This is a genomic window from Haemophilus paracuniculus (assembly GCF_002015115.1).
Taxonomy (GTDB): Bacteria; Pseudomonadota; Gammaproteobacteria; order Enterobacterales; family Pasteurellaceae; genus Haemophilus_E; species Haemophilus_E paracuniculus.
This window is the reverse complement of sequence record NZ_MUYA01000009.1, coordinates 87,897-110,390: the sequence shown is the minus strand read 5'-3', so window position 1 is coordinate 110,390 and position 22,494 is coordinate 87,897. Positions and strand designations below refer to the sequence as shown.

Sequence of the window (22,494 nt, the reverse complement as noted above, 5' to 3'; positions counted from 1 at the left end):
AGCTAAAAATAATTGATTTTGTGCAGTCGTAATTGATTTTAAGCACAATAAGCCTAAAATAATTACTTTTAAGCAAGAATAGGGCTTCTATAATGAGCAATCTAATCAACGACCCGATTGGAGCATTGTGGTTAATTCAGCAAGCAGAAATTGAGCCTTTTGCCCGTTTACCTGTTGTAAGCGGTATGGCGGCTCGCCGAAAAACAGAAACTGAAAGCGAAACAGGGTTTCGTAAAGAGCTGTATCCAGAAAGTTACCGCCCTGCTAATTCATATACTGCTCATCTGCAATTCCATTTGCGTAATGAAATTGTGCATTTAGAATTTTTGCAACGCTTATTTCAAGTGATAGACCAACAAATAATTCAAGATTGGATCAATGATGAACCCACAGGGCAATATGCACGCCGTGTTGCATTTTTATATGAATGGCTAACCGATAAGCAATTAACCGTCCCCAATAATATCGGTGGAAGCTATGTAGATGTTTTGTCAGATAAATATCTAATTACCGCATCCGTTGCACAAGTTGAGAAATGTTCACGCTGGCGGGTCAATAATAATTTGGCGGGGAATCGTGATTTTTGTCCAACATTGATCAAGACACCACAGTTTGAGCAAGCGATGAATTTAAATGTTCAAACATTATTAAATGGTTTAATTGATGAATTTGGTGAAGAATTACTGATGCGTTCTTCAGTTTGGTTGACATTAAGGGAAAGTAAAGCCAGCTTTAAAATAGAGGGCGAAGGCAATCAAACAACACGTATTGCCCGTTTTGCCGATGTTATTGCACGTTACACAGGTAAAGGAGAAATTCCTCTTGATGAAATGAGTTTAAGTCATTTACAAAAAGAAATTTTGGGTGATAAAGTCCTATTTCATCATTATGGTGTGCGTTTATCCCCCGTCTTTGTGGGACAAACTCATCATTTTCAAGAAGTTGTGCATTATATTGCTCCCTCTTATCCGCTAATATCCGCGAAATTGGCTGGGCTGAAAGCCTTTTGGCAAAAAACACAAGGGCAATCGCCAATTATGCGAAGTGCTGTATTGGCGTTCGGCTTTGTTTATATTCATCCTTTGGCTGATGGTAATGGACGTGTTCATCGATTTTTATTTAATGATGTACTGAGGCGAGATGGAGTGTTGCCCGATAATGTGATTTTGCCTATTTCTGGTGTGATTGCGGAATCAACTGATGAGCGGCAACGCTATTTTGAATTACTGGATAAAGTTTCTAAGCCACTTATGCAAAGCATTGGCAATGATTATTCTTTTAGCAAAAAACAACAGGTCTATGCTGATGGTATTCGCTCAAATTTGATTTTTGATGCGGAAAATAAAGCCAATCCGATTTGGTCTTATCCAGATTTAAGCCCCCACGTTATTTATTTGGCGAGATTATTAGAACAAGTGGTTAATCGTGATATGCGTGAAGAATCATTGTATTTATTACATCACGAACAAGCCAGAGAAGCGATTAAAGAAATTATGGAAATGCCTAATGATTATGCCGATCGTATTATTCGGAGTGCGAGACAAAATCAAGGAAAATTAACCAATAAATTGATTAAAGAGTTTGATTTTTTGGATAACAATGAAGATTTATGGCAACAACTACTTGGAGCAATTACTCAAGCATTTAATCATCAATTTTAAACAAAATTAGCTAAAAATAATTGATTTTGTGCAGTCGTAATTGATTTTAAGCACAATAAGCCCAAAATCATTGATTTTGAATAGGTGTCATTGATTTTATATACAAGCGGTCGGATTTCATCTATTTTTTGCAAATAAGGACAATCAAAATGGTAACAAGCACAAAAGAAAAAGATTTAGAAATTGCCATTGAACGAGCATTAACAGGTGCTTGTCGGGAGCAGGTAGTTAATCAAACAAATGAACCTGCTGCGAGTTATTTAACCAAAGATCACGGCTTTCAGCTGGGATTTTCACACGATTTTGACCCGCACTTTGCTTTGGATATGAGTCTATTTTGGACTTTTTTGCAAACCAGTCAAAAAGATGAATTGGCACGTTTTCAACAACTCAATCCAAATGATTGGGATCGAAAAATTTTGGAACGCTTGGATCGCAACCTGAAAAAATATGGGGTATTGCAACTGCTAAAAAAAGGATTGGATATTGATAACACTCATTTTGATTTACTTTATCCCGTTCCACTTGCCAGTAGCGGAGAAAAGGTAAAACAGCGTTTTGAACAAAATATTTTTAGCTGTATGCGACAAGTACCCTATTCTCGTATCAGTAACGAAACCATTGATATGGTTTTGTTTATCAACGGTTTGCCGATTATTACCCTTGAATTGAAGAATCATTGGACAGGGCAAACCGCTCGTTATGATGGACAAAAACAATACTGCAACCGTGATTTATCACAAACTTTATTACAATTCGGGCGTTGTTTGGTTCATTTTTCCTTAGATACTGAAGAAGCCTTTATGACAACCAAATTAGCTGGAGCCAATACTTTCTTTTTGCCGTTTAATAAAGGGCATAATCAAGGTAAAGGCAATCCTCCTAATCCAAATGGACACCGTACTGCTTATCTTTGGCAAGAGATTTTTACCAAACAAAGCCTTGCTAATATCATTCAACATTTTGTCCGTTTAGACGGTTCAAGCAAAGATCCGTTAGAAAAACGCTCTCTCTTTTTCCCTCGCTATCATCAATTAGAAGTGGTTCGCCGTTTAATTGAACACGTAGGACAAAACGGTGTCGGTAAACGTTATTTAATTCAACATTCGGCTGGTTCAGGTAAATCTAATTCAATTACTTGGCTTGCCTATCAGTTAATTGAAACCTATCCACAAAATCAAACTGCTGCCAACACCAGAGCGTTGGATCGCCCGATGTTTGATAGTGTGATTGTGGTAACAGATCGCCGTTTACTAGATAAACAGTTACGCGACAATATCAAAGAATTTTCTGAAGTAAAAAACATTATTGCCCCCGCAATGAATTCAGCTGAATTACGAGAATCTTTGGAAAGCGGCAAAAAAATTATCATCACAACGATTCAAAAATTCCCATTTATTGTGGATGGTATTGCAGATTTGAGCGATAAACAATTTGCGGTAATTATTGATGAAGCTCATAGCTCACAATCGGGATCAGCACACGATAATATGAATAAAGCAATGGGCAAAGAAAGTGATGAGCTTGAAGATGCACAGGATCTTATTTTAAAAACGATGCAAGCACGCAAAATGCGAGGTAATGCCTCTTATTTTGCCTTTACCGCAACGCCGAAAAATACCACTTTAGAGAAATTTGGCGAAAAGCAGGCAGACGGAAAATTCAAACCCTTCCATTTGTATTCAATGAAACAGGCGATTGAAGAAGGGTTTATTTTAGATGTACTCGCCAATTACACGACTTATCGCAGTTTCTATGAAATTCAAAAATCTATTGAAGATAATCCTGAATTTGAGAGCAACAAAGCACAAAAACGTTTAAAAGCCTACGTGGAACGATCTCAGCAGACTATTGATATTAAAGCTGAAGTAATGCTAGATCATTTTATTACTCAGGTCTTTAACCGTAAAAAATTAAAAGGCAAAGCCAAAGGTATGGTGATTACGCAAAACATTGAAACAGCGATTCGCTATTTTAAAGCATTAAACCGCTTGCTAGATGAACGAGGCAATCCATTTAGCATTGCTATTGCGTTTTCTGGCAGTAAAGTGGTGGACGGTTTGGAATATACGGAGTCAGAAATGAATGGCTTTGCCGAAAGTGATACCAAAGATTATTTTGACAGGGACGAATACCGCTTGTTAGTAGTAGCAAATAAATATCTAACAGGCTTTGACCAACCTAAATTATGTTCTATGTATGTGGATAAGAAACTAACGGGAGTATTGTGTGTTCAGGCATTATCCCGTTTAAATCGTAGTGCGAATAAATTGGGTAAACGAACAGAAGATCTGTTTGTCTTAGATTTTTTTAATGATACGGAAGAAATTAAAGCAGCATTTGATCCTTTTTATACTTCTACCACGCTTTCTCAAGCCACAGATGCCAATGTGTTATATGAGCTGAAAACACAACTAGATGAAGTTGGTGTCTATGAACAAGAAGAAGTCAATCGCTTTACGGAAGGCTATTTTACCAATCTAGATATTCAACAGCTCAGCAGTATGATTGACCTAGCAGTTAATCGTTTTGATCTAGAATTAGGGTTGGAACAAGCAGAAAAAATTGATTTTAAAGTTAAGGCAAAACAGTTCCTAAAAATTTATGGGCAAATGGCTGCTATTATTCCTTTTGAACAGATGATATGGGAAAAATTGTTTTGGTTCTTAAAATTTTTAGTACCGAAGCTTAAAGTGCAAGATCCGATCGATGAATTAGATGAAATCCTCAATGCGGTGGATTTAAGTTCTTATGGCCTAGCAAAAACGAAGTTAAATCATCGTATTGATTTAGAAGATGAAGAAACAGAACTTGATCCGCAAAATGCCAATCCGCGTAGTGCTCATCAAGACGATAAAACCCCGATTGATGAAATTATCCATAACTTTAATGAAAAATGGTTTCAAGGCTGGGGAGCTACTCCAGAAGAACAGCGAGTGAAGTTTTTAAATATTATTGATCGTATCCGTAGCCATAAAGATTATGAGCAAAAATATAAAAATAATCCTGACATTCATACGCGTGGTCTCGCTTTTGAGCAGATTTTACGAGATGTGATGAGCGAACGTCATCGAGATGAATTAGAATTGTATAAACTATTTGCTAAAGATCCATCTTTTAAAATGGCTTGGACACAAAGTTTGCAAAGAGCGTTAGGAATATAAAATGCTGTTTGTTGCTCAAAGCAAGAATCAACAAATTTCTCTTTAACAACAACAATAAATTCATCTTTCATAAACTGCTTACCTTACTAGGAAATATAAGTGGGTAAATTTTTTGGATTTTTAACAAACCACCGCTTATCGCATAAAAAACCGATCTTTCGATCGGTTTTTCTCTTTTTATGATTGTAGATATTGTTTAAATCGTTGTTCGATTTTTCTTAATTTATCTAGCACGCCTAATTTTTTGAATAATTTCTCTCTCTGAATATCAATCAACGCACATAAAATAAAAATCAATAATGCAATGCCAATAATTTTAATCAACATTAACAATACATTATCCTGAGCAAATGTTTTTGAAATACCTACGATAAAATTACTTCTCACTAAATTATGTTCGTGGATAAGATAAACCCCAAAACTTGCTGATGAAAAAAGAATAATAAGCTTAGCTAATTTTTCACTAGCAATTTTAATTTGAGTGCAAAATATCACTAAACATAATGCAGCAAAAACAATGGTGGGCGAAGTATAGGAAATCAAATTGATCATCTCAATTTTCATTGCATAGGCGTTATTAAAATACTCAACCACGATTTTGTTTAGCCAAGTTAAAATTGAGAAGAAGATAAAAAGGCTGATCGCATACTCTTTTTTCAAGTTAATCCCAAATTTAGCAAGATAACCACCCACTAAATACATAAGCCCTAGCCATAATACACTATAACCATTGCTAACTATATAAGGATCTTTTTTGAAATAGGTAGGTAAGATAACTATCAGAACAAGCATTACGATTAAATTTACTTTTAATGCATTTTTATTTACCTTTTGAAGATAGATATTTAAAATTGGCATTAACAAAAATAATCCAAAATAGGCACTTGCATACCAGTATTTTCGGTGGGTAATTGGAAAGAATGAGCTTATCCATTCTTTGATACTGATATTATGATATAAGCTAAATAAAAAGGTAATAATTAAACTATAAAAAAGAATTTGCAACCAAAAATAAGCCAATTTCGCATAACTTTGTTGAGAGTTCCAACTTAAATAACCCGAAGCAATCGCATAACAGTTTACCGCCCCAAACGCTAAAATTTCTAATAACCACGCCAAAGAATAATTTGAAAAAAAGAGGTTATTTTGATCATATTTTACACTTGCTAATAATCCACCGTGTCCCTCTAAATGCAAGATAATGATCATTAGCATTGAAATGATTTTTAAAAGATCAATGCCTATATTACGTTCATTGCGGATTGCGGATTGCGGATTGCGGATTGCGGATTTTGCATAGTATAGTTCCTTAAATTAAAAAAGATAGGACTAATTTTAAACTAGCCCTACCCTATTTTAATAAATTATTCTTCTTGGAATAATTTTAACTCACGCCCTTTGACTTGTTTTTTGAGCATTTCGGCAAATTCTTCTACGGTGAATGTGCCTAAATCTGCCCCTTTGCGGGTCCGGACGGCAACTTTGCCCGCTTCAATTTCTTTGTCGCCACACACGAGCATATATGGTACGCGTTTGAGGGTGTGTTCGCGGATTTTGAAGCCGATTTTTTCGTTGCGTAAATCCGATTTCACGCGTAAACCTGCGTCAGACAAGGTTTTCACCACTTTTTGCACATAATCCGCTTGGCTGTCGGTGATGTTCATCACAATCGCTTGGGTTGGGGCGAGCCACGCTGGGTAGAAGCCGGCGTACTCTTCGGTGATAATCCCGATAAAGCGTTCGATTGAGCCGAGGATTGCACGGTGGATCATTACAGGCGTTTTGCGGTCGTTATCTTCCGCCACATAAGACGCACCTAAGCGTTCTGGCAAGAAGAAGTCGAGCTGGATTGTGCCGCATTGCCACGCACGGTCTAAACAGTCGTGCAGGGTAAATTCGATTTTCGGTCCATAGAATGCCCCTTCGCCTTCTTGGATTTCATAATCCAAGCCGTTGGTGCGTAACGCTGCCGCCAAATCGTCTTCCGCTTTTTGCCACATTTCGTCCGTGCCGATACGGTTTTCTGGGCGAGTTGAGAGCTTAACTTTGATATTTTCAAAGCCGAAGGTGCTGTAAATGTCGTACACCATACGGATACAAGCGGTTACTTCGCTCTCAACTTGTTCAGGGGTACAGAAAATGTGGGCATCGTCTTGGGTGAAGCCACGCACACGCATAATCCCGTGCAACGAGCCAGACGGTTCATTACGGTGGCACGAGCCAAATTCCGCCATACGCAACGGCAGATCACGGTAAGATTTCAAGCCTTGATTGAAAATTTGAACGTGACCTGGGCAGTTCATCGGCTTAATCGCATACTCACGGTTTTCCGATGAAGTGGTAAACATCATCGCCCCGTAGTTTTGCCAGTGGCCTGTTTTTTCCCACAACACACGATCCATCATAAACGGGCCTTTCACCTCTTGATAATCGTACTCTTTCAATTTGGTACGCACAAAGGTTTCCAACTCACGGAAAATCGTCCAGCCGTCATTGTGCCAGAACACCATACCTGGGGCTTCTTCTTGCATATGGAACAAGTCCAACGCCTTACCGATTTTACGGTGATCCCGTTTCGCCGCTTCTTCTAAACGGTGCAAATAGTCGGCGAGTTGTTTTTTATCCGCCCACGCCGTGCCGTAAATGCGTTGCAACATCTTGTTTTTGCTGTCGCCACGCCAGTAAGCCCCCGCCACTTTTTGCAGTTTGAAATGGTGGCAGAAACGCATATTCGGGACGTGCGGCCCACGGCACATATCGATATATTCTTCGTGATGATATAACGCAGGGGTGGCGGTGCGTTCGATGTTTTCGTCCAAAATCGCCATTTTGTACGGCTCACCACGTTGCTCAAAAGTATCTCTTGCTTCTTGCCAGCTCACAGGGCGTTTCACCACGTCATAATTGGTTTTCGCCAGTTCCAACATCCGTTTTTCGAGGGCATCTAAATCTTCTTGGGTGAGGGAACGATCCAAATCCACATCATAGTAGAAACCGTTGTCAATCGTTGGCCCGATTGCCATTTTCACATCAGGGAAAAGCTGTTTGATTGCGTGTCCGAGCAAGTGAGCCGTTGAGTGGCGGATAATTTCTAAGCCGTCTTCATCTTTGGCGGTAATAATTTCAAGGGTGCTATCTTGGCTGATAATGTCGCACGCATCACGGCGTTCGCCGTTCACACGCCCTGCAATCGTGGCTTTTGCAAGCCCAGCCCCGATACTTTGGGCAACTTCCATTACAGAAACGGGTTGTTCAAATTGACGTGTTGAGCCGTCTGGTAGGGTAATAATTGGCATATTAAATCCTTGTACAGTGGTAACCGATACGAAAGGTTACTTGTTGATTTGAAAGAAAAAACCGCTTGCAAGCGGTCTGATTTTAAAAAATTTCTGCACATTTCTGCCCTTACAATGGGCGGAAAAGGCGGGCGGATTTTAGCATAGATTTTGTAAATTCCCAAAAATCAATGCTTAAAAGCGGGCAAGTTTTTGCAGGGTTTGGAAGGCAAGATCGGTGGCGAGATGGGCTTTGACTTTCGCCACGTTCGCTTTTAAATCCACCTTGCCAAACAGTCGCATTAACATTGCCACGTTCACGGCAACGCTGTCGATGTGAGCTGGCTCGCCTCTGCCCTGCAATAATGCGGTGATTTTCTCGGCATTTTCCGCAGGCTCGCCCCCTTTTAAGGCTTCAAGGGAATGGCGTTCAATCCCAAAATCTTCGGGGGTAAGGGTAAAATAACGAATTTCGCCTTTTTCGATTTCCGCCACTTGGGTTTCACCGTGTACCGTCACTTCGTCCAAACCCGCACCGTGTACCACCAACGTATGCTGATGATTGAGTGCCTTAACCGTTTCCGCATAAGGCTTGATTAAATCAGGGGAATAAACGCCGAGTAGCTGATGTTTCGGGCGAGCTGGATTAACGAGAGGTCCTAAAATGTTGAAGATCGTGCGAGTTTTCAAGGCTTGGCGAACTGGCACGGCGTGTTTAAAGCCGAGATGATATTGTGGGGCGAACAAAAAGCAGATGCCGATTTGGTCGAGGGCTTGGCGAGCGGTTTCCGCCGACATCGCCACGTTAATCCCGAGGGAAGTCAGTACATCGCTCGATCCCGTTTTGCTCGACACGCTACGACTGCCGTGCTTCGCCACTTTCAAGCCCATACTCGCAGCCACAATCGCACTGGCGGTGGAAATGTTAATCGTGTGATGCCCGTCCCCCCCCGTGCCGACAATATCCGCAAACGGATAATCAGGACAAGGGAAAGGTTGAGCATTTTCAAGAGTCGCCGTTACCGCCCCTGCGATTTCGTCCACCGTTTCCCCCCGCATTTTGAGGGCGATTAACGCCGCTGCCAGTTGTTCATTCGATAAATCGCCCTGCATAATCTGTTGGAACAGAAAATGCGATTCGGTTTGGGATAAAGTTTGTTGGTTGAAAAGCTGTTCTAAAAGTGATTCGAGGTTCATTTTGTTGTCCTTTAATACTGTATATAAACTATAACATCTTAACAAAGATCAAGAAAATATAAAATTTCCCAAGAGTCCACACACTACAAAAAAAAACGTAACTCATTGAAAAAAAAAAAAAAACTCAAAAAATAGAAATTTGTCAAAATAACCTTAAAATTATAATGGTAGATATTCATCTTTTACTTTTATATTATATTCAATAGTGATTATTCACATTTCTCTAAAGTATTTTATGCTTTATGACTTTTCAATGAATGAGAGTTTACTTTATATGAATAAAATCTTCAAAGTTATATGGAACAACGAATCTCAATCCGGGCAAGTTGTATCTGAATTAGCAAAAAATAGAGGCAAAGTGTCCTCTACTTTAGTTGGTGGAGTAGGTAGCGTTCTTCTACTTAGCCTTCCCAATACAGCATTAGGTGCAATTAACCCCGATCAGTCTTTAAATGATAATCAAAACACAGCCATTTATGGCCCTAACAACCGTATTCGCTTTGTGAATAATAACGGAGCCAATGCTAATTTGAATACCGAGGGTTCAAATAACTCAACGGTAGTTGGTACTTATCTTGATTTGGGTACTTATGCTAACGCAAGACGTTCAGGGGAAGCCTGGTTACAAAATGGATTCATGCAAAACTATGCAGATAGATATGGATATATACCTGAAAATGTTACGATGGTAGGTCGATATCAAACAGTTGGATCAGGGAAAGATGTTGTTCTACTTGGTAATAACCTAGTAACACAGAGCAACGGCAATATAAATCCTGATGGCCTACGAGCCACCCTAATGGTCGGGAGCAACCAATCAGCTATGAATGCCCTACAATTCGTTTCCGTGGGGCATAACATTACTGTAGGTAGTGGCGATAGAATGGTTGTCGTTGGTGAAAATATTACAGTGAACAATGGTGGTACTGGCTTAGGGAATAACTTACAGATTTCTCGTAATTCCATCGGTATTGGTAAACAAATCCGCGTAACCAATCACGATACAACAGGTATTGGTGAAAACATTACAACGAGTGCTATGCGAGCAACCTTCATTGGTCGAGATTTATATGGCAGCGGTGAAGCACTCGATTCAGTTGTAGTTGGACACAGTTTAATAGCGGGTCAGACAACCGGAAGAGGTAGAGGAAGAGAAACGGTTATTGTGGGTCGTGATAGCCAAGTTATCCCGTTTTGGTCAAACAGTTTTGGTCAAAAAGCTAACATTACATCAGGTAACTATGCTTTGGCGGCAGGATACAATGTCTCTATCAATGGAAACGGACATTATTCAGCAGCATTGGGTACAGATGCACATATCAAACGTGGTTGGTATAGTTTAGCCATCACAAATAGTTCAGTGGAAGGTAATTATGCTGTTGCAATTGGAAATGCAGTAACTAATGGCGATAACTCAACCACAATTGGGGCAAATTCAACTATAACAGGTAATCACTCTGTCGCTATGGGTAGCTACCTCAATGTAACAGGAGAAAACTCTGGTGCATTTGGTACGGCTCAAAGCAATACGACACCTACTGTAAATGCTAACGGTTCATATTCTATTGGTAATAGCAATACCGTTAGTTCGGATAAAGTATTTGTTTTAGGTAATAACATCAGCGTTCCTGAAGGATATGAAAATGCTGTTGTGCTAGGCGAAAGTTCAGGTATTACTCAGACAGCGACAAATGTAACAGTTGCAACGGTAAACGGTATTACATACGATAACTTCACAACGGGCGTGCAAGGCGATGGTTATGTGGTATCCGTTGGCAATGCAACCGCTCGTAGACAACTCATTAACCTTGCAGCAGGTGAAATCAGCGATACTTCTACAGATGCGATCAATGGTTCTCAACTTTATGCGGTAGCAAAAAAATTAAGCACAACATCATTTAATTTTGCCATTGCAAATGGAGAAAGTGCAACAACGGAAAGCGGAACAGCTCAAAACTGGGCGGTGAATGGCACTGCATCTCAAGGCATTACATTTGGTGCAACTACAGATCTTACCGTTACTACAGATGGGAAGGGTAAAATCGTTTATGGTTTATCGCAAACTACCCTAAATAATATCTCAGAAGCATTGACTACGGCTAAAACCGCTAACGCTACGGCAAATATTGCGAATACAACCGCTAACATTGCCAACACTACGGCAAACAACGCTAATGCGACAGCAAACGCTGCAAACACTACGGCAAATAACGCTAATACGACAGCAAATAACGCTAATGCAACAGCAAACGAAGCCCTTAAAACCGCAAATGAAGGTTGGTATCTCTCTACAAATAATGATGCCACATCATCTTCTAACGTGAAACCAGGTGGTATTGTTGATTTAAGCAACACTGACGGCTATATCAACATTACCCAAAACGGCAATAATGTAGTGTTCAACTTGAACAACAATATTAGTGCAGGCGGAAACGGTAAAGACGGTGAAATTAGTGCAAAAGGGGCTGATGGCAAAACAGGCGTGAGCTTGAACGGTAAAGATGGTTCAATCGGTATCAACGGCAAAGATGGCAAAGATGCAACCATTACTGTGGCAGACGGCAAACCTGCCTTAGATCCGAAAGACGGTAAAGACGGTATTACCCGTATTGTTTACAACACCACTCGCCCAGTCTTAGACGAAAACGGCAATCCGAAGAAAGATGCGAACGGTAACCCAATCCTTGAAAACGTTACCCGTCAAGTGGCAACAATGGACGATGGTTTGATCTTCGCAGGTGATAAAGGTGAAGTAACTCAAACAATCGGAAACAAATTAACCCTAACGGGCGGAGCTGATTCAAACAAGTTGTCCGATAACAATATCGGTATCGTCGCTGAAAACGGTAAATTAAGTGTTAAACTTGCAAAAAATATCGACCTCGGCGACAACAGCAAAGTGCAAACGGGTAACGTGAGCATTAGCTCGGACGGCATCAACGCAGGCGATAAGAAAATCAGCAATGTGGCAGACGGTGAACTTTCATCAACCAGCAAAGATGTAGTAAACGGCTCACAACTTCACGCTACCAACCAAAACGTAACCAAAGTACAAAACGAGGTAGCGAAAGGTTGGAACATTGTTACCTCTAAATCAGGTACGGGTAATGTACAGGGTTCAAGTGTAGCGAACGTGAAAATGGGCGATACCGCAACAATCGATGCGGGTAACAATATCAACATTACCCAATCAGGTCGTAAGATCAGCATTGCAACATCAAGCAAACCAACCTTTGAAACCGTTACAGCAACCCAAGGTGTAACCATCGGTCAAGGTAATAATGCTGTGAATATCGGTAACGATAGTGCAGGTAATTTAGTCATCAACAAAGGTACTAAACCTGTCCAAATCAAAGGCGTTGCTGCGGGTACTGCAGACACTGATGCGGCTAATATGGCTCAACTTAGAAACGTTGAAAATACCGTGAACAAGAAAGTCGATAAACTTGACAAACGAGTTCGTGGTATCGGTGCAAGCTCTGCCGCAGCGGCTTCATTACCACAGGTTTATATCCCAGGTAAATCAATGGTTGCCGCAGCAGCAGGTGGCTATGGTGGTAAATCTGCGGTTGCTGTCGGTTACTCTCGTGCCTCTGACAACGGTAAACTTATCTTGAAACTTCAAGGTACTGCAAACAGTGCAGGACACTTATCAGGTGGAGTCGGAGTAGGCTACCAGTGGTAATTTCTCACTAACATCTCACCGCTTGCAAGCGGTGGGATTCTCGAAAAAATTTAACAGCATATCTCGTACGAGATATGCTGTTTTTTTATAAGCTATTTCCTCAATTTTTATCGCTTTTTCAAAAGCCATTCCACACTCTGTTTGAGCAATTTTCCGCCCTGTACGGTGAGGATCGATTCGGGGTGGAATTGAAAACCGCAGATCGGTAGGGTTTTGTGGCGGATTGCCATTACGATGTGATCGGTTTTGGCATTGACGATCAGATCTTCGGGTAAGTTGTCGCCCATTAGTGAGTGATAACGGGCGATAGTCATTGGGCTTTCAATCCCCTCGAACATCATTTCGCCGTCGTGAGTCATCGGGGTGGCTTTGCCGTGTAGGGCTTGCCCTGTATGCACCACTTCGCCGCCAAAGGCTTCGATCAGAGCTTGATGCCCTAAGCAGATACCGATCATCGGCACTTTCTCTTTCAAGCGGTCGATTATTGGCAATAAATTACCCGCTTGTTGTGGTGTCCCCGGCCCTGGCGAGAGGGCGATCAAACAATCGGGGGTATTAAGGGCTTTTTCGCAGAAGGCATCGAGCGGATAATCATTGCGGAAAATCGTTACACTATGCCCTAACTGGCGGAATTGATCGACTAAGTTGTAGGTAAATGAGTCGAAATTATCGACAAAAAGAATGTTTGCCATTTTGCGTTCCTCTTAATTTCCACCGTTGATTTTGGCGATTGCATTCAATACCGCTCGGGCTTTGTGGCGGGTTTCGTCCGCTTCCATTTGTGGATCGGAATCTAACACCTCGCCGCAGCCAGCCTGCACAAACGCTGTGCCGTTTTGCACAAACGCCGAGCGGATCACGATACAGGTATCAAAATTGCCGTCAGACGTGAGATAGCCCACCGCCCCACCGTAGCTATGCCGTTTTTTGCCCTCAAATTGATAGAGTAATTCCATCGCCTTGATTTTTGGTGCGCCCGTCAGCGTCCCCATATTCATACAGGCTTGGTAGGCGTGCAACGCGTCCAAATCAGGGCGAAGCGTGCCAACCACCCTCGACACCAAGTGCATAATCTGCGAATAGCGGTCGATCTGCATTAAATCCACCACCTTACGCGTGCCAGATACGCACACCCTCGCCACATCGTTGCGAGCCAAATCCACCAACATCAAATGCTCGGCGGTCTCTTTTTGGTCGAGGCGTAGCTCTAATTCTAAGCGAGCATCTAATTCAGGATCGATATTGCCCTGCTCGTCAAACCCACGCGGACGTGAGCCTGCAATCGGGTAAATTTCCAACTGGCGAGTGGCTTGCGAATACTTCAACGCACTCTCTGGCGATGCCCCGAACAGGGTAAAATTGTCGTCCTGCATAAAGAACATATAAGGGCTTGGGTTGTTGATTTTGAGCTGACGATAGCTCGCCAGCGTGTTCGGGCAAGGAATGCAGAAACGGCGAGACGGCACAATTTGGAACACATCGCCCGCCACCAAATGGGGTTTGAGATCGCACACCATTTGCTTAAATTCAGGATCTTCAAGGCTTGCCACCGACTCGGTGCTGGCAGTTTGGATCGGCAGTTGCAACGGTTGATGTTGATGATCGGCTAATTTTTCACGGAATCTGACCGCTTGTTGGGCGAGAATATCCCCTTGGCTTGGATCAAAGCAGAATGTATGCAAGGTGGCTTGTTGCAACTGATGATCGATCACGACCAACTGTTCCGCCAAATAAAAACTAAAATCGGGGCAAGCTAACTCACTTTCGCCCAGCGAAATCTGCTGATTAGGAATAAATTGCAACACCAAATCGTAGCCGAACAAACCGCCCAAATGCACGGGGAAATCTGCCTTGGCGAAAATCTGATTAACTGCACGCAACGCATCAAAAATGGTGGTGCTTTTGAGTTTATTATCCTCATCTAATTGCTCATTAAGCGGCGGAAAAGTCGCTTGCAAGCGGTCGGATTCTGGCGAATTTTCACAAATCGGGGCAGGCGAAAGGGTCGCAAGTTGGTTCGCAATTAACGGCAACACCGCCTTGCCATTCTCACTTAACGCCTGAAAATGAACCTGCCGCCCCTCGCAAGTGATATGCACCGCCGACTGAGCAAACAGCAAACTTTTCAAGCTGTTTCTGCTCTGAATTTCCGCCGAATCCAGCAACAACGTATGCGGACGGTCGCCACAAAGATGATAAAAAAGTGCGGTAGTGTCCGCATAATAAGGTAATGAAGTATGTTGAATTTGCACGCTCATCGGAATCCCCTTTGGAAATTTTGTACTATTAAACTAGTACAACATAAATAAGTCAAGGGGCAATTTCATTATTTTTCGATTTTATAACCGCTTGAAAAAGCGTATAATTCGCCACAATTTTTTGAGAGCGAAAACAATGAGCCAATTTTTCTATATCCACCCCGACAACCCCCAGCCCCGTTTAATTCATCAAGCCGTTGAAATTTTGAAAAAAGGCGGGGTGATTGTGTATCCGACCGATTCGGGATATGCGTTGGGTTGTGCCTTGGGCGAGAAATCGGCGATGGATCGAATTGTGGCAATTCGCAAACTGCCTGAAAATCACAATTTCACGTTGGTGTGTAGCGATTTGTCGGAATTATCTAACTATGCGTTAGTCAATAATTCGGCGTATCGGTTGATGAAAAACAACCTGCCGAATCCTTACACTTTCATTCTGCCCGCCACCAAAGAAGTGCCTCGCCGTTTGCTGACCAAACGCAAAACTATCGGCATTCGTGTGCCAGATAATGCGATTGCGTTGGCGTTAATTTCGGCGTTGGGCGAGCCAATTTTGTCTTGCTCGTTGATGTTGCCGAATGAAGAAATTACCCAATCCGATCCCGATGAAATTCGAGATTATCTTGAACATCAAGTGGATTTGATTATTCACGGTGGTTATTTGGGCGTTACCCCCACCACCGTGATTGATTTAACCGAAGAATCGCCTAAAATTATCCGTTTCGGCTCAGGCGATCCAACCCCTTTTCAATAATCAATTAAGCCAATGAAATTATTTTTCAGTACGGCAAGGCGTAGCAACGCAGTAATGAAAAATAATTTCGGCGTAAGACGCTTGTGAAAGCGACAGGGAACTAAAATGAAAACATTTCAAACCAAAAACACCGCCAACAAGCGGTCAGATTCTGCGAAAAATTTACGTAACCGTACTACTCAATCAACCGCCAAACCGACTTCAAAACCGTTGGTAAAAAAATCGGCGAAACCGACCGCTAACGAGGCGAAAAGTGAGCTAAAAAAAGCCAAAGTGGTGGGCGAAAAATTGCAAAAAATCCTCGCCCGAGCGGGGCAAGGCTCTCGCCGTGAGATTGAGGAAATCATCGCCCAAGGGCGTGTGAGCGTGGACGGTCAAATCGCCACCCTCGGCGACCGTGTGCAAGTCAGTTCCAGCACCAAAATCCGCATTGACGGCAACCTCGTGAGCCTGATTCCTGCTCAAAAAGAGGTTTGCCGTGTGTTGATGTATTACAAACCCGAGGGCGAACTCTGCACTCGTTCCGACCCCGAAGGTCGTGCCACCGTGTTCGACCGCCTGCCTCGCTTAACTGGCGCACGTTGGATTGCGGTGGGGCGTTTGGACATCAACACCTCGGGATTACTGCTCTTCACCACAGACGGCGAACTCGCCAACCGCCTAATGCACCCAAGCCGTGAAGTGGAACGGGAATACTCGGTGCGTGTGTTCGGCAATGTGGACGAAGCAATGTTGCAACGCTTACGCAAGGGGGTGCAATTAGAAGACGGTCCGGCAAACTTCAAACAGCTCAAAGCCGTGGGCGGAATGGGGATCAATCAATGGTTTGACGTAACCCTGACCGAAGGGCGAAACCGCGAAGTCCGCCGTTTGTGGGAATCGCAAGGGATTCAAGTCAGCCGCCTAATTCGGATTCGCTACGGCAATATCAAACTCGAAAAAGGCTTACCGCGTGGCGGTTGGGAAGAAATGGGCTTAGAGCAAGTGAACTATCTACGCCAACTGGTTGGCTTGCCAGCGGAAACGGAAACCAAAGTCGATGTAACCAAAAACCGCCGCCGCACTAATATCCGCCAAATTCGTAAAGCGGTGAAACAGCATAATAAATTCCGTAAAGCCTAATATAAATTTATAAGCCGTGAAAACGGCTTTTAATTATTATTTAAATAAGGATAAAACGGTTTACCCCATTCCATTGCATTATGATTTTTCATCATAATTTCGAGCATTTCAGGAATAAAAAACGCCAAAACATCGCACCCGAATTTTAATTGTTCACGGTTGGCTTTACTGCCGAAAGTTGAACCGCCGTGTAGAATTTGGTTGCGTAAGGTATATAAACGACCGAATAATACATCTAAAATTCGCTCAGTTCTTTGTTTTTCTAATGCGGATAAAAAACGCTCACGTTCTTGAATAACGGCTTGATGATATTCTTTTTCGCTGATTTTATTATTTTGTAATTCCCAAAATGGTTGAAAAATATAAGGATTATCCAATAACAAGCGGATAGATCCTGAAAATTTTTTCCACGTTAGATTATAAATTTTTTGCTCTTCATCTAAGGCACAAATGCGTAATAAAAATTCGTTAAAAATTGCCCGATCTTTTGGCGAATCTTCTTTTAATTCTCGTGCATAAGCTGCATTAAAAGAAATCCAAAGCGAGATGAATTTATTATCCAAATCTTCCGCCACGCAGGCTTGTTTTAGCCAACTTAACGAGCGATGAATCCGTAGGCGAAAATCCTGCGAATAATCTTGTTCATCACGGTGCTGTTTAAAGTAGGTTTCTAAATGTTGAGCTTGGGTTGAGAGCATTTTGACCTCCATTAAAAATAGAGAGGAATTATAAGGTAATTTTGCTCAAATAAAAAAGCTGATTTTCATCAAATCAGCTTTTTCGACACTCGCTACAATTTTTCACAAATTGCTAAATTTAGTTTGACAAATTCGTCCCATTTGTAAATGTGGCTTAAATGTGTTCGGTAATAGTCCTCTACTCGGCAAACAAGCGGTCGGTTTTCATAAATTTGGCACAAATGGGTTTGTTCATCAAAATTTAAACAAACACCATCGCCCCGATCTAAATAAGCCGTTTGTTCACTTAAATGTACTCGTTGGCAACATTTACCACAGGCATTGCAGGGAAAAGGCGTTAACTTTTCTGTAATGATCCCAACCAACTTCTTACACTCTCTAAATTGCCCGACTCAAATGGCAAATCGATATTTCTACGTTCTACCTCTGCTTTGAGAATAACACTTCGCTCTAATTCATCATTATAAAATTAGAAATATATTGTTGAAGATTATTAACCATTTTTAGTTGCAATTCATTCGGGCTAATAATGGTTAAATGCGGAATCCAATACTGCACCACTGGCACAATATCCATTTCATTCACATTTTCACACGAAAAAATGGTTTCGCCACTTTCTAATTTATGCACCAGTTTTTGATTCGGCAACAAATTTCGGCGTAAAAAATAGGGTGTAGCAAATTTTGAGACTTTAATCACTACTTCCGAAAGTTGATTACCGTGTGAAATACTGTCGTTATTTTTAATTTCTTCAATAAACTGCTCATTCGGTTCAAAGGTTTCTTCCAATTTTTGAGCATTGAAATTTGGGTGAAACAGAATGTTTTCTTTTGATCGTTTTCCGTGCCGATTAAATACCAAATGCCATTTTTGTTGGTTAAACTATATGGGGCGATTTGGTAAAATTTTGCGGAAATCTGACCGCTTTTAATATATTGAAAATGAACAAATTTTCGCTCTTTAATTGCCTTATTTAATAATTCAAATTCTCGGGCTAAATGGCTGATATTTTCATATTCAAACCCTTTCACTTGAATGCTTTGAGTTAATTTTTCTTGATAAAAATCCCGATCTACTTTCGGAAAAAGTTCAGAAATGCTGGCAAATAACGCAAAACGCTCAATTTCTTCCTGTTGCAAATAGCCAAATTTGGCTCGGTTGAGTTTGTAATATCTCGCCCCGCACTCTTCCCAATCTAAAAAGGCGAGGCGATCTTTTAAATCACGTTGCAGGGTGCGGACGGACATTTCAAATTCTTCGGCGAGTTGGTTGATGTCTAACCGTTCCCCCTGATTTAAACGGGTGAGAATCGTGCCTAAACGCAGGGCAAGCACTTCACTTTTTTTCATTTCGGTATCCTCTTAATCATTTGACTGGGGCGAAGTTTACGCTATCCCCTTGACAGGTTGTGTCGTTTAAAACATTTTTTTGAAAAAAAAATTTTTTCCCCACCGCTTGCCGCCTCAAAATAGGATTTTTTACGCATTTTATACTTTAAAAGTATAAAGTAAGTATCATTCGCTCTTTATCAAAAAAAGTCAATACCTAACATTTCCACTTTGTAAATGAGGGGGAAATGTGCAAGACAAAAACGCAAAAATAATGCAGACCATTGGTCGGGCGATTGCCAAATATCGACAAGCGGTGGGTTTAACGCAGGCGGAATTAGCCGAAATTTTAGGCATTGGCAACGATGCGGTTTCACGAATGGAACGCGGCACGACCGTGCCGACCGTGCTGCGATTGGTGGAACTTGCCGAGATTTTTCAATGTGAAGTGGCGGATTTGCTCACCGAAAGTAGCACTCGTTCCCTCGATCAAGCCCGCCGTTTAGAGGGATTGTTGCAGGGGCTGAACATTTCCGAACGAATTGAGTGTGTGGATTTGGTGGAAAGAATGATTAAATGGAAAAAATCTGAAAAAAATTTGCGTTCCCCTCTTGCATTCTCAAAAAATTTGAAGTAGATTTTTGCTCAACTTACGCAATTTAGCAGAGAACAACACAATGAAATTTATCCAAACTCGCCATCATCATCGCCATTTTTCCTGATTCTTTCGGGCATTTGGTATGTTCGGAAGAAAATCCGAGCGGCAGAGTGCGATAATTTTATAACCCATTTGACCCCCTCGGATCATTCAAAATCCGAGGGGTTTTCTTTTTGATAATTGATAAAAATACAAGGAACAAAAAATGACAACACAACGTTTACGCATTGCAATGCAAAAATCTGGGCGGTTAAGCCAAGAATCGCAAGCCTTACTCAAACAGTGTGGGGTGAAAATCAACTGGAACGAACAGCGTTTGATCGCCTATTCCGAAAATTTGCCGATTGATATTTTACGGGTGCGAGATGACGACATTCCTGGCTTGGTGTTTGACGGCGTGGTCGATCTCGGCATTATCGGCGAAAATGTGTTAGAGGAAGAAGAACTCGGTCGCTTTTCCGCCAGCGAAGCCCCAAGCTACAAAATGCTGACCCGCCTTGATTTCGGTGGCTGCCGCCTTTCCCTCGCTGTGCCACGCGATTTCCCTTATCAATCGGTGCAAGATCTCGCCAACGCTCGCATCGCCACTTCTTACCCAAACCTACTCAAACGCTATATGGCAGAGCAAGGCGTGCCATTCAAAAACTGTTTGCTGACTGGCTCGGTGGAAGTCGCCCCCACCGCAGGGCTTGCCACCGCCATTTGCGACCTCGTTTCCTCGGGGGCGACCTTAGAGGCAAACGGCTTGCGTGAAGTGGAAATCATCTACCAATCCAAAGCCTGCCTCATTCAACGCTCGGCGGCACTTTCCCCAGAAAAACAGGCGTTAGTCGATAAATTACTGACCCGAATCCAAGGCGTACAACAAGCCAGCGAATCCAAATACATTATGCTACACGCCCCGAAAGACAAACTCAACGACATCACGGCGTTGCTACCAGGGGTGGAAAATCCCACAATCCTACCTCTTGCCAGCGATCCGAATAAAGTCGCAATGCACGTTGTCAGCCAAGAAAACCTGTTTTGGGAAACAATGGAAAAGTTAAAAGAAGCAGGGGCAAGTTCGATTTTGGTGTTACCGATTGAAAAAATGCTTGCTTGATCGTTACTTTTCTTTGCTTCGCCAAAGAAAAGTAACCAAAAGAAAGGCGACCCCGAACATTTTGCTTTGTCTCGCTTGTTGCTAATTTCTACGGTCGATTTGTAAACTCGCTTGCTTCGCAAGCTCAAACAGTACAAATCGCCCTTGAAATTCACGCAACCGCTCAACGCAAAATGACGGGGGATCAACAGGGACACGTCCCTGACTAATTGATAACCTAGTACGGCTTGCCGTGCTTTCAAGCGGTTAGATTTTAGAAAATTTCTACTAATTTATAAATATACAAGGAAAACTATATGCAAACCCTCATTTGGAAAAACCTCAGTGAAGATCAGAAAAAACAAGCCCTCACTCGCCCTGCGATTAGCGGTAGCCAGACGATTGTCGAGGCGGTGAATCGTATTCGGGAAGATGTGTTGAACCGTGGCGATCAGGCGTTATTGGAATTGACCGAACAGTTCGACAAGGTCAAATTGGATAGTCTAGTGGTTTCTGCCGAGCAGATTGAACAAGCCTCACAACGGGTTGCCGAGCCACTCAAACAGGCAATTCAAAACGCCAAAGCCAATATCGAAAAATTCCACACCGCCCAAATTCCGCAAGCGGTCGATTTGGAAACCCAAGCTGGCGTGCGTTGTCAAGTGGTAACTCGCCCGATCAATCGGGTTGGACTTTATATCCCTGGGGGTTCAGCACCGCTATTCTCAACCGTGCTAATGCTTGCCATTCCCGCCAAAATCGCAGGTTGTAAAAAAATCGTGCTTTGCACCCCGCCGCCGATTGCGGACGAAATTCTTTACACCGCCCAACTTTGTGGGGTGGAAACCATTTACGCCCTCGGCGGTTCGCAAGCGATTGTAGCAATGGCGTTCGGCACGGAAACGGTCGCCAAAGTGGATAAAATTTTCGGGCCGGGCAATGCGTTCGTTACCGAAGCGAAACGCCAAGTGTCGCAATCCGTAAACGGGGCGGCAATTGATATGCAGGCTGGGCCATCCGAAGTGTTGGTGCTTGCCGATGAATTTGCCGATCCCGAATTTGTGGCAAGCGATTTGCTTTCCCAAGCGGAACACGGGGCGGATAGCCAAGTGATTTTAGTTACCCCAAGCCAAGCCCTCGCCCAAGCCACCGAGCAGACGATTGAACGCCAACTGGCAAAAATTCCTCGCAAAGAGACCGCTTGTAAAGCCCTCGCCCACAGCCGAATTTTTATTGCGGAAAATTTGCAACAAGCGGTCGAAATCAGCAACGAATACGCCCCTGAACATTTGGTGGTGCAGGTCGAAAATGCCCGCTCGCTACTCGACCAACTCGACAACGCAGGCTCAATTTTCTTAGGGTCTTACTCGCCCGAAAGTATGGGCGACTACGCCTCGGGAACGAACCACGTTCTGCCCACCTACGGCTACACTCGCACCACGTCCAGCCTAGGATTAGCCGATTTCAGCAAACGAATGACAGTGCAAGAACTCACACCACAAGGCTTCCAAGCCCTCGCCCCAACCGTAATCGCAATGGCAGAAGCGGAACAGTTAGAGGCACATAAACAGGCGGTGGTGGTGCGGTTGAGCAAATCTAAGTAACTTTAATAG

General features: G+C 42.5%; 17 protein-coding genes. 8 read left to right on the top strand and 9 right to left on the bottom strand.

The annotated features are described in order from the left end of the window. Positions 1-92 precede the first annotated feature (92 nt). Complete coding sequence (locus B0187_RS07800; protein ID WP_078237302.1) at positions 93-1,661, top strand: Fic family protein; 1,569 nt, start codon at positions 93-95, stop codon at positions 1,659-1,661. Positions 1,662-1,810: 149 nt separating this feature from the next. Beyond that, a complete protein-coding gene (locus tag B0187_RS07795) occupies positions 1,811-4,825 on the top strand; it encodes a type I restriction endonuclease subunit R (protein ID WP_078237301.1) in 3,015 nt (1,004 codons plus the stop codon). Positions 4,826-5,002: 177 nt separating this feature from the next. On the opposite strand, the gene B0187_RS07790 is transcribed toward B0187_RS07795, so the two are convergent. The 3 genes from B0187_RS07790 to trpD all read right to left on the bottom strand — a co-directional run bounded on the left by B0187_RS07790 (position 5,003) and on the right by trpD (position 9,297). Continuing rightward, positions 5,003-6,064 carry an acyltransferase family protein gene (locus B0187_RS07790; protein WP_281247604.1) on the bottom strand — a complete coding sequence of 354 codons (1,062 nt, stop codon included), beginning with the start codon at positions 6,062-6,064 and terminating at the stop codon, positions 5,003-5,005. Positions 6,065-6,189: 125 nt separating this feature from the next. Then, positions 6,190-8,121, bottom strand: coding sequence for a threonine--tRNA ligase (gene thrS / locus B0187_RS07785; RefSeq protein WP_078237299.1), 1,932 nt, complete (start codon positions 8,119-8,121; stop codon positions 6,190-6,192). Between the two features lie 174 nt (positions 8,122-8,295). Beyond that, positions 8,296-9,297 carry an anthranilate phosphoribosyltransferase gene (gene trpD, locus B0187_RS07780; RefSeq protein ID WP_078237298.1) on the bottom strand — a complete coding sequence of 334 codons (1,002 nt, stop codon included), beginning with the start codon at positions 9,295-9,297 and terminating at the stop codon, positions 8,296-8,298. Between the two features lie 205 nt (positions 9,298-9,502). Between trpD and B0187_RS07775 the strand changes: the two genes are divergently transcribed. Continuing rightward, the gene (locus B0187_RS07775) at positions 9,503-12,982 is read left to right on the top strand and encodes a YadA-like family protein (protein ID WP_143413769.1); all 3,480 of its coding nucleotides are present in this window, start codon (positions 9,503-9,505) and stop codon (positions 12,980-12,982) included. Between the two features lie 107 nt (positions 12,983-13,089). Here B0187_RS07775 and B0187_RS07770 read toward each other — a convergent pair whose 3' ends face one another. Beyond that, positions 13,090-13,674: an aminodeoxychorismate/anthranilate synthase component II gene (locus tag B0187_RS07770; RefSeq protein WP_078237296.1), complete on the bottom strand. Its 585-nt coding sequence runs from the start codon at positions 13,672-13,674 to the stop codon at positions 13,090-13,092. A 12-nt stretch (positions 13,675-13,686) separates the two neighbouring features. Beyond that, a complete protein-coding gene (gene trpE / locus B0187_RS07765) occupies positions 13,687-15,240 on the bottom strand; it encodes an anthranilate synthase component I (protein ID WP_078237295.1) in 1,554 nt (517 codons plus the stop codon). Between the two features lie 136 nt (positions 15,241-15,376). Between trpE and B0187_RS07760 the strand changes: the two genes are divergently transcribed. Both B0187_RS07760 and rluB read left to right on the top strand, forming a co-directional pair. Then, positions 15,377-15,994, top strand: a complete 618-nt coding sequence (locus tag B0187_RS07760; protein WP_078237294.1) for an L-threonylcarbamoyladenylate synthase — start codon at positions 15,377-15,379, stop codon at positions 15,992-15,994. A gap of 105 nt (positions 15,995-16,099) precedes the next feature. Continuing rightward, positions 16,100-17,116 carry a 23S rRNA pseudouridine(2605) synthase RluB gene (rluB, locus tag B0187_RS07755; protein WP_078237293.1) on the top strand — a complete coding sequence of 339 codons (1,017 nt, stop codon included), beginning with the start codon at positions 16,100-16,102 and terminating at the stop codon, positions 17,114-17,116. Positions 17,117-17,145: 29 nt separating this feature from the next. Here rluB and B0187_RS07750 read toward each other — a convergent pair whose 3' ends face one another. From B0187_RS07750 to B0187_RS07740, 4 genes are all read right to left on the bottom strand, one after another. Then, positions 17,146-17,814, bottom strand: coding sequence for a HEPN domain-containing protein (locus tag B0187_RS07750; protein WP_078237324.1), 669 nt, complete (start codon positions 17,812-17,814; stop codon positions 17,146-17,148). A gap of 92 nt (positions 17,815-17,906) precedes the next feature. After that, a complete protein-coding gene (locus B0187_RS07745; RefSeq protein WP_245797020.1) occupies positions 17,907-18,179 on the bottom strand; it encodes a YkgJ family cysteine cluster protein in 273 nt (90 codons plus the stop codon). An 85-nt stretch (positions 18,180-18,264) separates the two neighbouring features. Next, positions 18,265-18,462, bottom strand: a complete 198-nt coding sequence (locus tag B0187_RS10480) for a WYL domain-containing protein (protein WP_483866664.1) — start codon at positions 18,460-18,462, stop codon at positions 18,265-18,267. A gap of 50 nt (positions 18,463-18,512) precedes the next feature. Further along, on the bottom strand, positions 18,513-19,163 hold the full coding sequence (locus B0187_RS07740; protein WP_483866663.1) for a helix-turn-helix transcriptional regulator: 651 nt from the start codon (positions 19,161-19,163) through the stop codon (positions 18,513-18,515). Positions 19,164-19,392: 229 nt separating this feature from the next. Here B0187_RS07740 and relB point away from each other — a divergent pair, with 229 nt between their 5' ends. From relB to hisD, 3 genes are all read left to right on the top strand, one after another. Beyond that, positions 19,393-19,779 (top strand): type II toxin-antitoxin system RelB family anti-toxin, encoded by a 387-nt coding sequence (relB, locus tag B0187_RS07735; RefSeq protein ID WP_078237292.1) that lies wholly within the window; start codon positions 19,393-19,395, stop codon positions 19,777-19,779. 226 nt (positions 19,780-20,005) lie between these two features. After that, complete coding sequence (gene hisG, locus B0187_RS07730; protein ID WP_078237291.1) at positions 20,006-20,902, top strand: ATP phosphoribosyltransferase; 897 nt, start codon at positions 20,006-20,008, stop codon at positions 20,900-20,902. A gap of 296 nt (positions 20,903-21,198) precedes the next feature. Then, positions 21,199-22,485 carry a histidinol dehydrogenase gene (hisD, locus tag B0187_RS07725; RefSeq protein ID WP_078237290.1) on the top strand — a complete coding sequence of 429 codons (1,287 nt, stop codon included), beginning with the start codon at positions 21,199-21,201 and terminating at the stop codon, positions 22,483-22,485. The last annotated feature ends 9 nt before the right edge of the window (positions 22,486-22,494 follow it).

What these genes read in the sequence shown, in the direction of transcription:
- B0187_RS07795 (WP_078237301.1), top strand. Translation starts at nt 1,811, where the DNA reads ATGGTAACAAGCACAAAAGAAAAAGATTTAGAAATTGCCATTGAACGA.
- B0187_RS07800 (WP_078237302.1), top strand. Translation starts at nt 93, where the DNA reads ATGAGCAATCTAATCAACGACCCGATTGGAGCATTGTGGTTAATTCAG.
- hisG (WP_078237291.1), top strand. Translation starts at nt 20,006, where the DNA reads ATGACAACACAACGTTTACGCATTGCAATGCAAAAATCTGGGCGGTTA.
- thrS (WP_078237299.1), bottom strand. Translation starts at nt 8,121, where the DNA reads ATGCCAATTATTACCCTACCAGACGGCTCAACACGTCAATTTGAACAA.
- B0187_RS07760 (WP_078237294.1), top strand. Translation starts at nt 15,377, where the DNA reads ATGAGCCAATTTTTCTATATCCACCCCGACAACCCCCAGCCCCGTTTA.
- rluB (WP_078237293.1), top strand. Translation starts at nt 16,100, where the DNA reads ATGAAAACATTTCAAACCAAAAACACCGCCAACAAGCGGTCAGATTCT.
- trpD (WP_078237298.1), bottom strand. Translation starts at nt 9,297, where the DNA reads ATGAACCTCGAATCACTTTTAGAACAGCTTTTCAACCAACAAACTTTA.
- B0187_RS07770 (WP_078237296.1), bottom strand. Translation starts at nt 13,674, where the DNA reads ATGGCAAACATTCTTTTTGTCGATAATTTCGACTCATTTACCTACAAC.
- B0187_RS07740 (WP_483866663.1), bottom strand. Translation starts at nt 19,163, where the DNA reads ATGAAAAAAAGTGAAGTGCTTGCCCTGCGTTTAGGCACGATTCTCACC.
- trpE (WP_078237295.1), bottom strand. Translation starts at nt 15,240, where the DNA reads ATGAGCGTGCAAATTCAACATACTTCATTACCTTATTATGCGGACACT.
- hisD (WP_078237290.1), top strand. Translation starts at nt 21,199, where the DNA reads ATGCAAACCCTCATTTGGAAAAACCTCAGTGAAGATCAGAAAAAACAA.
- B0187_RS07750 (WP_078237324.1), bottom strand. Translation starts at nt 17,814, where the DNA reads ATGCTCTCAACCCAAGCTCAACATTTAGAAACCTACTTTAAACAGCAC.